This window comes from Curtobacterium sp. APC 4022, from assembly GCF_030407555.1.
Classification (GTDB): Bacteria; Actinomycetota; Actinomycetes; order Actinomycetales; family Microbacteriaceae; genus Curtobacterium.
In genome coordinates, this window is sequence record NZ_JASDDD010000043.1 from 1 (window position 1) to 13,707 (window position 13,707).

Below are 13,707 nucleotides of genomic sequence, written 5' to 3' on the forward strand. Positions count from 1 at the left end.
CGACGGTGAGCCGGTGCGGCGGGGGTGGGACGGGCCTCCCGGCGGTGGGCGCGTCCGCGGCCGTGGGATCGCCGGAACCGAGCACGAGGGCGGTGATCGCAGCGGTGTCGACGTGTCGCGCACCGTCGGGCCAAGCAAGGGAGTCCAGCATCGACGTCAGGCTATTGAGGACCGCATCCACGTCGACGCGGACGATCCACAGGGCGCACTGGGACGGGCCACAGACGGCTCATAGGAATCTCTCGATACTCGAAGACGTGACCATCTCGCAGCCCTCCGCACCCCCGCGCCTCACCCGTGCCGACGGTTCGCCGTTGCGCATCCTGGTCGTCGACGACGAAGCCAGCCTCACCGACCTGCTCTCGATGGCCCTCCGCTACGAGGGCTGGGACGTCCGCAGCGCGAACGGCGGCCAGGACGCCCTCACCAAGGCACGGGAGTTCCACCCCGACGCGATGGTGCTCGACGTGATGATGCCCGACCTCGACGGGCTGCAGGTCCTCAGCCGACTGCGGCAGAACAACGACGACACCCCGGTGCTGTTCCTCACCGCGAAGGACTCCGTCGAGGACCGCGTCACCGGACTCACCGCCGGCGGCGACGACTACGTCACCAAGCCGTTCTCGCTCGAAGAGGTCGTCGCCCGCCTCCGTGGCCTCATCCGCCGCTCGCAGATCTCCGTCAGCGAGGCCGGGGACTCTCGCATCGTCGTCGGCGACCTGGTGCTCGACGAGGAGTCGTACGAGGTCACCCGGGCCGGCCGCACCATCGAACTCACCGCGACCGAGTTCGAGCTGCTCCGCTTCCTCATGCGCAACCCGCGCCGTGTGCTGTCGAAGGCGCAGATCCTGGACCGGGTGTGGTCGTACGACTTCGGCGGCAAGTCCTCCGTCGTCGAGATCTACATCTCCTACCTGCGCAAGAAGATCGACGTCGGCGAGGAGCCGATGATCCACACCGTGCGTGGCGTCGGCTACGTGATCAAGCCCACCGTCTGAACCGGGCGTTCCGCATGACCCTCCGTCGTCGGCTCGTCCTGAGCATCGTCGCCCTGGTCGTCGCCGTCAGTGCGGTGATCGGGGCGGGGAGCATCATCGCGCTCGCGAGCATCCAGACGGGTGCCATCGACGGGCAACTGCAGAAGGCGACGGCCCGCGCGAGCACGAAGTTCGGGCAGGGTGAGCAGTCACCGAACGGGCAGCGTCCCAACGACGACCTGCTCCAACCGCTCGGCCAGGCAGCAGGCACCCTGACCGCCTACTACTTCTCCGGTGGACGCGCCGGGGGCATCGTCCTGCAGGAGGACAGCTCTCGCGGTCAGTTGACCGCCGAGCAGCTGGACCGGCTCGGCGACGTGAAGGTCGGAGTCGACCCCGCGACGATGAACCTCGGCGGCGAGCTCGGCAAGTACCGGGTCGCCGCCGTGCAGGTCGACAACCCGGTGCTGGGCGACGCCGTGCTCGTCGTCGGGCTGCCGCTCGCCCCGGTGTACGAGAGCGTGTGGAAGCTGCTCGGCGTGGTGCTCGTCGTCACCGTGCTCGCCCTCCTCGTCGCCTCGGCGGTCGCCACCGCCGCCGTTCGACGGGCGCTCCGGCCACTCGACCGCGTCGCGGAGACCGCCTCGACCGTCGCCCGGATGCCGCTCGACCGCAGTGATGCCCTCGACGGCGTCCGTGTGCCCGATGCCGATCCGGGCACCGAGGTGGGCCGCGTCGGCACCGCGTTCAACCGGATGCTCGGACACATCGGCAACGCGATGCAGGCCCGCGAACGGTCCGAGCAGAAGGTCCGGCAGTTCGTCGCCGACGCCTCGCACGAACTCCGGACGCCCCTGGCCTCGATCCGCGGGTACGCCGAACTCACCCGACGGATGGGCGCCGACCTGCCGCCGGACGTCGTCTACGCCATGAGTCGGGTGGAGTCCGAGTCGGTCCGGATGACCTCGATGGTCGAGGACCTGCTGCTGCTGGCCCGTCTCGACGAGGGCCGCGAGATCCAGTTCGACGACGTCGACCTGACCGGCCTGGTGCTCGACGCCGTCAACGACGCCCACGCCGCCTCGCCGGACCACCCGATCGAGGTCGACCTGCCTGCCGAACCCGTCGAGGTCGTCGGTGACGCGGCACGCCTGCACCAGGTGATCGTCAACCTGGTCACCAACGCCCGGACCCACACGCCGGACGGCACGCGCATCACGGTCGGCATCGCGTCGGCGCCGGACGGTGGCGTCGACCTGACCGTCCGCGACGACGGACAGGGGATCGATCCGGAGTTCCTGCCGAAGCTCTTCGAACGGTTCGCCCGCGCCGACAGCTCACGCTCCCGGACCGCCGGGTCGACCGGACTCGGGCTCGCCATCGTGGACGCCGTGGTGCAGGCGCACGGCGGCCGGGTCAGCGTGACGAGTGAGCCTGGGGACACGGTCTTCACGGTGCACCTGCCGGCGCGGCGGGCGGATGCCGCGGGTGCCGGGGCTGCAGATGACGGTGCCGCGGGTGCGGGTGCGGGTGCGGGTGCGGATGCGGATGCGGGTGACAGCGCCGCCCGTGCTGCCGATGCCGCTCCTCCGGCCTGGGCCGGGGTGCCCGACCGCTCCGGAGGGTGACCGGCGGGGCGGGCGGGGGCGTGCCTCCCGTCCGGACCCGCTCTCGGAACCGGCGCTTCCGGACCGAGGCCGCGGTGTGGTACCGTTCTGTTCAGCCAAAGACCGCTGGTCGTCGCTGCCGTGTTCACGCATGGACAGTGGCCGAAGGTCCTCGTCACGAGGGCGCCCGCGCAGGTGTTCAGAACCACTCCTACACATCGTGTCGGAGCAGCTCCGAGCCTCTGCGCCGGAGCTTTTTTCGTGTGCGGGTTGTGTTCACCACAGCCATGGGACCCGGGGCTGCCAGCAAGAACCCCAAGGAGAACCATGGCGAACAAGGAAGCTGCGGTCGCCGAGCTCACGGAGTCCTTCCGTAGCTCGAACGCCGTTCTGCTCACCGAGTACCGCGGTCTCACGGTCGCGCAGCTCAAGGAGCTCCGCAACTCGATCCGTGAGCACGCCACGTACGCCGTGGTGAAGAACACGCTGACCAAGATCGCGGCCAACGAAGCAGGCATCACGTCGTTCGACGACGAGCTCGCTGGTCCGTCCGCTCTCGCCTTCGTCCACGGTGACACCGTCGCCGTCGCGAAGTCGCTGCGTGCATTCGCCAAGGCGAACCCCGAGCTCGTGGTGAAGGGCGGTTACTTCGACGGTAACCCGCTCACCGCGACCGAGGTGGACAAGCTCGCCGACCTCGAGTCCCGCGAAGTGCTGCTCGGCAAGCTCGCCGGCGCCTTCAAGGCCTCGCTGTTCGGTGCTGCGTACCTGTTCCAGGCACCCCTCTCGCAGGCCGTCCGCACGGTGGACGCCCTCCGCGAGAAGCAGGAGTCCGCGGCCTGACCAGGCACGCGTTCCACAACCACATCACGTACTGAGTAGTAGGAGAAAATCATGGCGAAGCTTTCGCAGGACGAGCTCATCGAGGCCTTCAAGGAGCTCACGCTCATCGAGCTCTCTGACTTCGTGAAGAAGTTCGAAGAGGTCTTCGAGGTCACCGCTGCCGCCCCCGTCGCCGCTGCTGCGGTCGGTGGCGCTGCTGCCCCCGCCGAGGAGGTCGAGGAGAAGACCGAGTTCGACGTCGTGCTCAAGTCGGCCGGTGACAAGAAGATCCAGGTCATCAAGGAGGTCCGCAGCCTCACGTCGCTCGGCCTGGGCGAGGCCAAGGCGCTCGTCGAGACCGCCGACGCCAAGGTGCTCGAGGGCGCCAACAAGGAGACCGCCGACAAGGCCAAGGCTTCGCTCGAGGCCGCCGGCGCCACCGTCGAGCTCGTCTGAGTCTGACCTTCTGGTCACGAAGGCCGCTGCCCCTCGGGGCGGCGGCCTTCGTCGTATCCGGGGCGGGCGCTGCCGGCGTGCGGGCGCCGAGCCTCGGCTGGGCGGACACTTTGCGCCTACCGCCTGCCGCAAGATGTCCGCGGGGCCGAGGCTCGGCGCTGCTGCTCCGGCTCAGACGCGGACGCCGTGCTGTCGGAGGAGCGCGCGGAGTCGCTCGGGTTCGGCGAGGTGCCACCAGGTGACGCGGATCACCGTGCGGACTTCCGGCAGGGCGCGGAGTTGGTCCTCGCGGATCTTCTCCTGCCAGAGGACCTGCGCTGCATCCCGGCCCGCGAGCATCGTGGGGTCGACGTACTTCTGCTGCCCGTCGAACTCGAGGACGACACCGAGCGACGAGATCCAGAAGTCAACCCGTCGGATGGTCCCGTCCGGCAACCGGAACTCGTACTGCGGTTCGACCAGACCGATGCCGAGCTCGACCAAGCGGATTGCGGTGTAGGACTCGCCGACTGACTCGTGACGTGCATCGAGAGCGGTCACGACGAGTTGGGCCCGACGCGATCCGCGGGCTGGCGGGTCGGGGAGTGCGAGCTGGAGGGACGCCGGATCGACGGACGCGCTGCGGACGCCACCGTCGATCGCCACTGCGGCGGTACTCGGCTCACACGTCGTCGCGACCAACACCGCTGTCACGAGCGGACTGGTCACGCGCACGCCACGGAACTGGTGCGTCAGGTCGATCGGTACGGCATCCTGTGGCGCATGGCGGACGACCCCGAGTCGATGGGTCACCGATGTCGCATCGAGGTCGACCACGTGGACCCGATCGGGCGCCGGACCGATCAACGGCCAGCCGTGCAGGATCGCGGCGGTGATGTGCGAGAACGCGTATCCGGGACCGAGTTCCGGGGCCAATGCGCGCGCGATGGTCCGATGCTGTGACGACGGGGAGAGGCCGACCCATTCGGTACTTGCAACGTACGTTCCCGGGCGGATGCGCGTCAGCTTCCCCGCTGCGCACTGTCGGCGAAGGGTCCTGGCGCCCGACGGATCGGTCGGAACGGTGCGGAGCAGGGTCGGCTCGGTGATCTCCATGGAACCGAGGCTCGCTCTGCCGGACGCGGAGCGGGCCTCCTGGTCGGTTCCGGTGCACTTGACGCCGTTCTCCACAGCAGCCAGTGCGCAAGCGAGGCTCGCCCCAGCGGACATTTTGCGTGCTCCGGCCGCCACAAAGTGTCCGCCCAGCCGAGGCTCGGCGGGCGGCGGCGGCGGGCGCGCTACGCGAGCGTGCTGTGGCGGCGGCCGTAGGCCACGTAGAGCACCGCGCCGGCGACCATCCAGATGCCGAACGCGATCCACGTGCCCGCCCCGAGGGTCACCGCCAGGAACAGGCAGAACAGGACGCCGAGGACCGGAACGACGGGGAAGAACGGCACCCGGTACGACCGTTCCAGGTCCGGTTGCGTGCGGCGGAGCACGATCACCGAGATGTTCACCAGCGCGAATGCGATCAGCGTGCCGATGCTCGTCGCGTCCGCGAGCTCGCCGAGGGGGACGAGCGCCGACACGATCGTGACGACGATGCCGACGATGAGGGAGTTCGCGATCGGGGTCCCGGTACGCGGCGACACCCGCCCGAACACCTTCGGCACGAGACCGTCGCGCGCCATCGTGAGCAGGATCCGGGTCTGACCGTAGAGCACGGTGAGGACGACACTGGCGATCGCGATCACCGCACCGATCGAGAACACGAGCGCGACGACGGGCTGCCCGGTGACGTCGACGACGATGCGGACGAGCGAGGCCTCGTCGGCGGAGAAGGACGTCCACGACCGCGCACCGATGGCCGCGACGGCGACCAGGATGTACAGCGCGGTGATGAGCGCGATCGACCCGATGATGGCGCGCGGCAGGTCGCGGCGGGGGTTCTTCGCCTCTTCGCCGGCGGTGGACGCAGCGTCGAAACCGATGTACGAGAAGAAGAGCCGGGAGGCCGCAGCACTCACACCGGCGGCACCCATCGGCGCGAGCGGCTCGAAGTTCCCGATTCGGAACGCCGAGAACGCCACGATGACGAAGAACACGAGCAACGCGATCTTCACGAGCACCATGAGCGTGTTCACCCAGGCGCTCTCCTTCGCCCCCGGCAGCAGGACCAGCATCGCGACGAGGACGAGCGCGGCCGCCGGCAGGTTCACGAGACCACCGTCACCGGGAGGCGCGGACAGCGCCGTCGGCAGGTGCAGCCCGAAGACCCGCAACGTCTCGTCGACGTACTGGCTGGCACCGACGGCCACGGCAGCGACCGACACCGCGTACTCGAGGACCAGACACCACCCGCAGACCCAGGCGATGCCCTCACCCATGGTCGCGTAGGTGTACGAGTAGCTCGATCCCGACGTCGGAACCGCGCCGGCCATCTCGGCGTAGGAGAGCGCGGAGAGCAGCGCGGCGACGCCCGCGAGGACGAACGAGATCCAGACGGCGGGGCCGGCGAGCGGCACGGCGGTCCCGAGGACGACCAGGATGCCGGTGCCGAGGGTCGCGCCGACGCTGATCATCGTCAGGTGCCAGACGCCCAGGGTCCGGCGGAGCGGCTGTCCGTCGACCCCGGCCGCTGCCTCGGCTCGGAGCTGGTCCACGGGCTTCCGCCGGAGGAGCTGGTGGGCGAGTGACGGCGCGGACGACATGGGACCTCACGGGGGCACGGGCGGGGGACGGGTCATCGTCCCACGGCCCTCGGACGGGGTCCAAACCGGTCGCGTCCACTCCTGCACACGGGAGGCACGGATCACCTCCGTCCACAGCCCTCGGCGAACGCGTCGGGCCGGGTCGGTGCGCGGGCGTACATTCATGCGAGGACGACGCCGCGAGGCGTGGAGAGGGTGTCGATGAGTCAGATGGGCTCCGTCGCCGGTGGCGGCGGGATGCGTGGTGGTGGCGGGCCCGGCGGCGGCCACGGCCGCAGCCGGATCTCGAGCGGAGACCCGGACGCGCAGCGTGCCGCGAACGCCGAAGCGCCCCAGATCCCGCACCTGCTCCGCCGCATCGCCGGGCTCTTCGTCCCGCACCGCCGCTCGATCGGCCTGACGGTCGTCCTCGTCCTCATCGGGGCAGCGGTGTCGGTGGTCCCACCGCTCCTGACCCAGCAGGCGTTCGACCGTGGGCTGTTCCCGCCCGGCGGACGCCCCGACGTGCCGGTGCTCGCCGTGCTCGTCGGCGCCATGATCGGGCTCTGGATCCTCAGCGCCGGCATCGGTGTCTGGCAGACCTACCTGACCGCGACGGTCGGCAACAAGGTCATGGGCGCCATGCGGATGCGGCTGTTCGGGCACCTGCAGCGGATGGAGCTCGCGTTCTTCACGCGGACCAAGACCGGCGTGATCCAGAGCCGGTTGCAGAACGACGTCGGCGGTGTCGCCAGCGTGCTGAACAACACGATCTCGTCCGTGCTCGGCAACACCGTGACCGTCATCGCGGCGGTCGTCGCGATGCTGCTGCTCAGCTGGCAGATGACCCTGGTGGCCGTCGTGCTCCTGCCGTTGCTCGTCATCGCGCAGCGCAAGGTGGGCAAGGTCCGCGCCCGGATCGCGGCCCAGACGCAGGAGTCGCTGTCGGACATGACGGCGATCACGCAGGAGACACTGAGCGTGTCGGGGATCCTGCTCGCGAAGAGCTTCAACCAGCAGCGCAGCGAGATCCACCGCTACGGCGACGAGAACCGCAACCAGATCGGCCTGCAGGTCCGCCAGCAGATGTCCGGCCAGTGGTTCTTCGCCATCGTGCAGATCTTCCTGTCGATCATCCCCGCGGTGATCTACCTGGTGGCGGCGTACCTGATCGAAGGCGGCGTCCCGATCACTGCCGGCACGATCGTCGCGTTCACGACCGTGCAGTCCCGGCTGCTGTTCCCGACGGTCGGCCTGCTCCGGGTCGTGCTCGACCTGCAGACCTCCGGGGCCCTGTTCGCCCGCATCTTCGAGTACTTCGACCTGAAGCCGGCCATCACGGACTCCGCCACCGCGAAGCCGGTCGACGAACACCGCGTCGGGCACGTGGCCTTCGACGACGTCTCCTTCGCCTACCCGGACGGCGAGCCGGACAAGCCGACCCTGCGGGGCGTCTCGTTCGAGTTGCAGCCGGGGCAGTTCGCGGCGTTCGTCGGCCCCTCGGGTGCAGGCAAGACGACGATCTCGTACCTGGTGCCACGGCTCTACGAGGCGACGGCGGGCTCCGTGCGGTTCGCCGGACAGGACGTGCGTGACCTGGTGCACGAGGACCTGATGGCGCACATCGGCATCGTGAGCCAGGAGACGTACCTGTTCCACTCGTCGATCGGCGACAACCTGCGGTACGCCAAGCCCGACGCGACGGACGCCGAGCTCGAACGGGCGGCACGGGCGGCGAACATCCACGAGACCATCGCGTCGTTCCCGGACGGGTACGACACCATCGTGGGGGAGCGGGGCTACCGGCTCTCCGGCGGCGAGAAGCAGCGGATCGCGATCGCCCGGGTGCTGCTCAAGGACCCGCCCGTCCTGGTGCTCGACGAGGCGACGAGTGCACTCGACTCGATCTCCGAGCGAGTCGTGCAGGCGGCGCTCGACACCGCTGCGCGTGGGCGGACGACGATCTCGATCGCGCACCGGCTGTCGACGATCCGCGACGCCGACGTCATCTTCGTCCTCGACCACGGGCAGATCACCGAGCAGGGGACGCACGACGAGCTCCTGGCCCGCGGCGGGACGTACGCGACGCTGCACGAGCAGCAGAGCGACCCGGTGGTCTCGAGCCGGGGCTGACCCCGGACCGACCCGGTGGTCTCGAGCCGGGGCTGACCCCGGACCGACCCGGTGGTCTTGGGTCGGGGCTGACCCCGGACCGACCCGGCCGCCCCGGGCCGGGCCGGGGCAGACAGCGGCCGACGCGGGGTCTCGGCCGGGTCGACGACGGGCGCTCGGGCACCGGGCAACGGGTGCTCCCGGGGAGCCCCGAAACCGGGCGACGCACTCCGTGGACAGCGGGGATGCGCCGCCTAGACTCGATGAGTGCGTTACGCGAACTCCGTCGTCGACCTGGTCGGCGACACCCCGCTGGTCAAGCTGAACCGTGTCACCGAGGGCATCCGGGCGACCGTCCTGGTCAAGGTCGAGTACCTGAACCCGGGCGGCTCGTCGAAGGACCGCATCGCGACGCGGATCCTCGACGCGGCCGAGGCCTCCGGCGACCTCCGCCCCGGCGGCACCATCGTCGAACCGACCTCGGGCAACACCGGCGTCGGACTCGCGCTCGTCGCCCAGCAGCGGGGCTACCGCTGCGTGTTCGTGCTGCCGGACAAGGTCGGCGAGGACAAGCGGAACGTCCTCACCGCGTACGGTGCCGAGATCGTCGTCACCCCGACCGCCGTCGCACCGGATGACCCGGAGTCCTACTACTCGGTGTCCGACCGGCTGGTGCGCGAGATCCCCGGCGCGTACAAGCCGAACCAGTACGCCAACCCGAACGGCCCGCGCAGCCACTACGAGACGACCGGTCCCGAGATCTGGCGGGACACCGAGGGACAGCTGACCCACTTCGTCGCGGGCGTCGGCACGGGCGGCACGATCTCCGGCACCGGGCGCTTCCTGAAGGAGGCGTCCGAGGGGCGGGTCCGGATCGTCGGCGCTGACCCCGAGGGCTCCGTCTACTCCGGCGGCACCGGTCGCCCCTACCTGGTCGAGGGTGTCGGCGAGGACTTCTGGCCGGCCGCCTACGACGCCGGGATCCCGGACGAGATCATCGCCGTCTCCGACGCCGAGTCGTTCGCGATGACCCGCCGCCTCGCGCGTGAAGAAGGGCTGCTCGTCGGCGGGTCGAGCGGGATGGCCGTGGTCGCCGCGCTCCGCGCCGCCGAGTCCCTGTCCGAGGACGACGTCGTCGTGGTCCTGCTGCCCGACGGCGGCCGTGGCTACCTCGGCAAGATCTTCAACGACCGGTGGATGCGCTCGTACGGCTTCGCCGAGACCGACGACGAACGCTCCGTCGGGGACCTCATCGCGGGCAAGGACGGTCGCCTGCCCGACCTCGTGCACGCCCACCCGTCGGACACCATCCGCGACGTCATCGAAATCATGACGAAGTACGGCGTCTCGCAGATGCCGGTCCTCAGCGCCGAACCGCCGGTCGTGATGGGCGAGGTCGTCGGTGCCGTGGAGGAGAAGGCCCTGCTCGGCCAGGTCTTCACCGGTGCCGCGGGGATGGCCGACGCGCTGACACCGTTCGTCGGGGACCCGCTGCCGCTGATCGGCATCGGCGAGTCCCTGGCCGCGGCCCGGAAGGCCCTCGAGGGTGCCGACGCAATGCTCGTCGTGAACGACGGCAAGCCGGTCACGGTCCTCACCCGGCACGACCTCCTCACCTACCTCTCCGAGTGACGCGGGCCCGGCCGCACGCGACGCAGCCGACGCCGGCCCGGCCGCACGCGACGCAGCCGACGCCCGCCCGGCAGCACGCGACCCAGCCGACGCCCACCGCGACCCGACCCACCCAGACCGCACCGAGCCTCCCGGAAGGGGCACCCGCGACATGACCGAGTTCAGCACCCGCGCCATCCACGCCGGCCAGGAGCCGGACGGCCCCACCGGCGCCGTCATCCCGCCGCTCTACCTGACCTCCACCTACGTGCAGGACGGCATCGGCGGCCTGCGCGGCGGCTACGAGTACTCGCGGTCCGGCAACCCGACCCGCGATTCGCTGCAGACGCTCCTCGCCGACCTGGACGGCGGCGTCGCGGCGTACTCGTTCTCGTCCGGCCTGGCGGGGGAGGACGCCCTGCTCCGCGCCTACCTGGAGCCCGGCGCCCGCATCGTCATGGGCAACGACGTCTACGGCGGCACCCACCGCCTGGCGAACCGCCTGCACGTGCCGTGGGGGATCGACCTGGTCACGGTGGAGATGAGCGACCCCGACCGGGTCCGTGCCGCACTCGCCGACAGCCCGGCGAAGACCGTGCTGTGGGTCGAGACCCCGACGAACCCGCTCATGAAGATCGCCGACATCGAGACCCTCGCCGCGATCGGGCACGAGGCGGGCGCGCTGGTCGTCGTCGACAACACCTTCGCCTCGCCGGCCCTGCAGCAGCCGATCACCCTCGGCGCCGACGTCGTCGTGTACTCGACGACCAAGTACCTCGGCGGCCACTCGGACGTCGTCGGCGGCGCCGTGGTCCTCCGTGACCAGGAGCTCGCCGAGAAGGTCGCGTTCGTGCAGTTCGGCGGCGGCGCGATCTCGTCCCCGTTCGACGCGTGGCTGACGATCCGCGGGATCAAGACCCTCAGCGTCCGGATGGAGCGGCACTCCGCGAACGCGCAGACCGTCGCCGAGGCGCTCCTCGCCCACCCCGCGGTCGAGCACGTCTACTACCCGGGTCTGCCGGAGCACCCGGGGCACGCCGTCGCGGCGAAGCAGATGCGCGGCTTCGGCGGCATGCTGTCGGTGGCGCTCGCCGGGGGTCCCGAGGCGGCGAAGCGGTTCGCCGAGTCGACCGAGCTGTTCGCCCTGGCCGAGTCGCTCGGTGGGGTGGAGTCGCTCATCGGGTACCCGAGCGAGATGACGCACGCCTCGGTCAAGGGCACCGAGCTCGCCGTCCCGGAGAACGTCGTCCGCCTGTCGGTCGGCATCGAGGACGCCGGCGACCTGGTCGCGGACGTGCAGCAGGCACTCGAGCGCTGAGCGGTCGCCGACCGCGGACGGACCCGGGCCCAGGCAGGCCGGGCCCAGGCAGGCCGGGCCGAGGCGGGCCGGGCCGGGCCTGGGCGGACAGGGCCGCCCGCGCCGGGTCCGGCTCGACCGTCCTACGATGAACCGGTGACCTCCACGACGGCGACGCGGCCGAGCCTCTTCGAGCCCCGCCACCTCGTCGCCACCGTGGGGATGGTCGCGATCGTGGCGGTCTCGGCGTTCCAGAACCTGGCGATGACGACGATCATGCCGGTCATCGCCGCCGACCTGCACGGTGAGGCGCTGTACTCGCTGAGCTTCGGCGCACCCCTGGCTGCCGGCGTGCCGGGCATGGTGCTGGCGGGCAACTGGACGGACCGTGCGGGTGGTCGTGTCGTCGCGTGGGTGTCCGCGGCCCTGTTCGCGGTCGGTACCGCGATCGTGATGCTCGCCCCGACCATGCCGGTGTTCCTGGCCGGACGACTGGTCGAGGGGTTCGGCGCCGGCGCGATCGACGTCGTCCTCTACGTGCTGGTCGCGCGGGTCTTCCCCGCCGAGCTGCACGGTGCGGTGTTCGCCGGGTTCGCCGCGGCGTGGGTCGTCCCGGCACTGATCGGTCCGGCGCTCGCGGGCATCGTCACCGACGCGTTCGGCTGGCACTGGGTGTTCGCGGGTGCGCTCGGCATCGCGGTGGTCGCGTTCGCGTGCCTGGTCCCGACGCTCCGCCGTCTGCACGCACCCGCCCTGGAGGCACGCCCGCCCTGGCAGGGCAGCCGCATCGGGTGGTCGGTCGGCGCCGCCGCAGCGGTGCTGCTGCTCAACCTCGCCCCGGACCTGCCTGTGCCGGTCCGGGTCGCCTCGGTCGTCGTCGGGCTCGTCGGCGCGTGGGCTGCGCTCCGCCCGCTGCTGCCGCGACGGACCTTCACCGGCGGGCCGGGCCTGCCGTCGGTGGTCTTGCTCCGCGGTGTCCTGGCCGCGGGGTTCTTCGGCAGCGAGGCGTACGTGCCGTTCCTGCTGCAGGCCCAGCACGGGCTGAGCGCCTCGGCCGCCGGGCTCGCCCTGACCGTGGCGGCACTGAGCTGGGCGTCGGCGAGCTGGGCGCACGGCCGGCTCGGCGAGGACCGGTTGCCCGCGGCCCGGGCGTTCGCCGTGGGGCTCGGGCTGGTCCTGGTGAGCCTGCTGTCGGCACTCGCGGTGGCCTTCGTCGGCCTGCCCGCCTGGGTGCTCGTCGCCGGGTGGTTCGTCGGCGGCGCGGGGATGGGCGTCGCCTACCCGCGGACGTCGATGCTGACGCTCCGGTTCTCGCGCGAGGGCGACGACGGCTTCGCGAGCTCCGCCCTGACGATCGCGGACGCCTCGGGCAGCGTCGTCGGCCTCGCGGTCGCCGGGCTGCTGTTCACGGCCGCGGGCGGCCGGGAGGAGCCGGTCGCCTTCACGCTGGTGTTCGTGGCGATGACGCTGATCGCCCTCGTGGGGCTCATCGCCGTCCGCCGACTCGGAGCGGTCCCGCCCCCGCCGGTGTCGGACGGGTAGCCTGGCAGACCCCGGAACGAGGAGGAACCGTGCGCCGCACCGCAGTCGCCGTCCTGACCGCCGCCCTCGCGGCGGCGACGGTCGTGCTCGCCGGCTGCACGGGCACCACCACGGCCGCACCCACCCCGGTCCGGAGCACCGACCTGACGAGTTCCGACGGCGGCTTCGCCGACAACGCGGTGATCGGTGTCGTGCTGACCGAGGACGCGGGGACCCCGAGCGACTCGGGCGACGGCCGCTCCCTGGCCACCCGGTTCCGTGAGGAGTTGACCGAGGCCGGGTTCCGCCCGGACATCCGCGTCGCCACCGGCGACCAGCCCGCACGGCAGCGAGCGGCGGTCCGCGACCTGGTCCGGACCGGTGCGAAGGCCCTGCTCGTCCGTGCGGCGGATGCGTCGGCGCTCCGCACCGAGCTCCGCACCGCGCACGACGCCGGGGTCGTGGTGGTCGCGCTCGACGGGGCGCTGCCGTCCTCCGGGGGCGGGAACGACGGACTGTCGTCGGACTACCGTGTCGACGGCGGCGACTCGGACGCGGCGCTGGTCAGTCGGGCGGTCGACACGGTGTCGTCGCTGCAGCGTGGCGAGGAGCCGACGAAGCAGTAGCAGGTTCGG

General features: G+C 71.1%; 11 protein-coding genes. 9 read left to right on the forward strand and 2 right to left on the reverse strand.

Features of this window, described 5'->3' with window-relative positions; translation table 11 throughout:
• Nucleotides 1-263: 263 nt before the first annotated feature.
• From QL987_RS12840 to rplL, 4 genes are all read left to right on the forward strand, one after another.
• Nucleotides 264-998 (forward strand): response regulator transcription factor, encoded by a 735-nt coding sequence (locus QL987_RS12840; RefSeq protein ID WP_220039187.1) that lies wholly within the window; start codon nt 264-266, stop codon nt 996-998.
• 14 nt (nt 999-1,012) lie between these two features.
• The gene (locus tag QL987_RS12845) at nt 1,013-2,605 is read left to right on the forward strand and encodes a HAMP domain-containing sensor histidine kinase (RefSeq protein WP_290157993.1); all 1,593 of its coding nucleotides are present in this window, start codon (nt 1,013-1,015) and stop codon (nt 2,603-2,605) included.
• Between the two features lie 306 nt (nt 2,606-2,911).
• Entirely contained in the window at nt 2,912-3,427 is a 516-nt protein-coding gene (rplJ, locus tag QL987_RS12850; RefSeq protein WP_110824615.1) for a 50S ribosomal protein L10, read from the forward strand.
• 51 nt (nt 3,428-3,478) lie between these two features.
• The gene (gene rplL / locus QL987_RS12855) at nt 3,479-3,862 is read left to right on the forward strand and encodes a 50S ribosomal protein L7/L12 (protein WP_111074334.1); all 384 of its coding nucleotides are present in this window, start codon (nt 3,479-3,481) and stop codon (nt 3,860-3,862) included.
• 171 nt (nt 3,863-4,033) lie between these two features.
• Here rplL and QL987_RS12860 read toward each other — a convergent pair whose 3' ends face one another.
• The gene (locus tag QL987_RS12860; protein ID WP_290157994.1) at nt 4,034-4,402 is read right to left on the reverse strand and encodes a hypothetical protein; all 369 of its coding nucleotides are present in this window, start codon (nt 4,400-4,402) and stop codon (nt 4,034-4,036) included.
• Between the two features lie 737 nt (nt 4,403-5,139).
• Complete coding sequence (locus QL987_RS12865; RefSeq protein ID WP_290157995.1) at nt 5,140-6,552, reverse strand: amino acid permease; 1,413 nt, start codon at nt 6,550-6,552, stop codon at nt 5,140-5,142.
• A 210-nt stretch (nt 6,553-6,762) separates the two neighbouring features.
• On the opposite strand from QL987_RS12865, the gene QL987_RS12870 reads away from it, so the two are divergent.
• From QL987_RS12870 to QL987_RS12890, 5 genes are all read left to right on the forward strand, one after another.
• Complete coding sequence (locus QL987_RS12870) at nt 6,763-8,664, forward strand: ABC transporter ATP-binding protein (RefSeq protein WP_221850437.1); 1,902 nt, start codon at nt 6,763-6,765, stop codon at nt 8,662-8,664.
• 246 nt (nt 8,665-8,910) lie between these two features.
• Nucleotides 8,911-10,275, forward strand: coding sequence for a cystathionine beta-synthase (locus tag QL987_RS12875; protein WP_290157996.1), 1,365 nt, complete (start codon nt 8,911-8,913; stop codon nt 10,273-10,275).
• A gap of 151 nt (nt 10,276-10,426) precedes the next feature.
• A complete protein-coding gene (locus tag QL987_RS12880) occupies nt 10,427-11,572 on the forward strand; it encodes a cystathionine gamma-synthase (RefSeq protein ID WP_290157997.1) in 1,146 nt (381 codons plus the stop codon).
• 135 nt (nt 11,573-11,707) lie between these two features.
• On the forward strand, nt 11,708-13,093 hold the full coding sequence (locus QL987_RS12885; RefSeq protein WP_290157998.1) for an MFS transporter: 1,386 nt from the start codon (nt 11,708-11,710) through the stop codon (nt 13,091-13,093).
• Nucleotides 13,094-13,122: 29 nt separating this feature from the next.
• Nucleotides 13,123-13,698, forward strand: coding sequence for a substrate-binding domain-containing protein (locus QL987_RS12890; RefSeq protein WP_181439185.1), 576 nt, complete (start codon nt 13,123-13,125; stop codon nt 13,696-13,698).
• Nucleotides 13,699-13,707 lie beyond the last annotated feature (9 nt).

Excerpts from the sequence above, each read along its gene's own strand:
- QL987_RS12845 (WP_290157993.1), top strand. The coding sequence starts at position 1,013 with ATGACCCTCCGTCGTCGGCTCGTCCTGAGCATCGTCGCCCTGGTCGTC.
- rplJ (WP_110824615.1), top strand. The coding sequence starts at position 2,912 with ATGGCGAACAAGGAAGCTGCGGTCGCCGAGCTCACGGAGTCCTTCCGT.
- rplL (WP_111074334.1), top strand. The coding sequence starts at position 3,479 with ATGGCGAAGCTTTCGCAGGACGAGCTCATCGAGGCCTTCAAGGAGCTC.
- QL987_RS12865 (WP_290157995.1), bottom strand. The coding sequence starts at position 6,552 with ATGTCGTCCGCGCCGTCACTCGCCCACCAGCTCCTCCGGCGGAAGCCC.
- QL987_RS12870 (WP_221850437.1), top strand. The coding sequence starts at position 6,763 with ATGGGCTCCGTCGCCGGTGGCGGCGGGATGCGTGGTGGTGGCGGGCCC.
- QL987_RS12880 (WP_290157997.1), top strand. The coding sequence starts at position 10,427 with ATGACCGAGTTCAGCACCCGCGCCATCCACGCCGGCCAGGAGCCGGAC.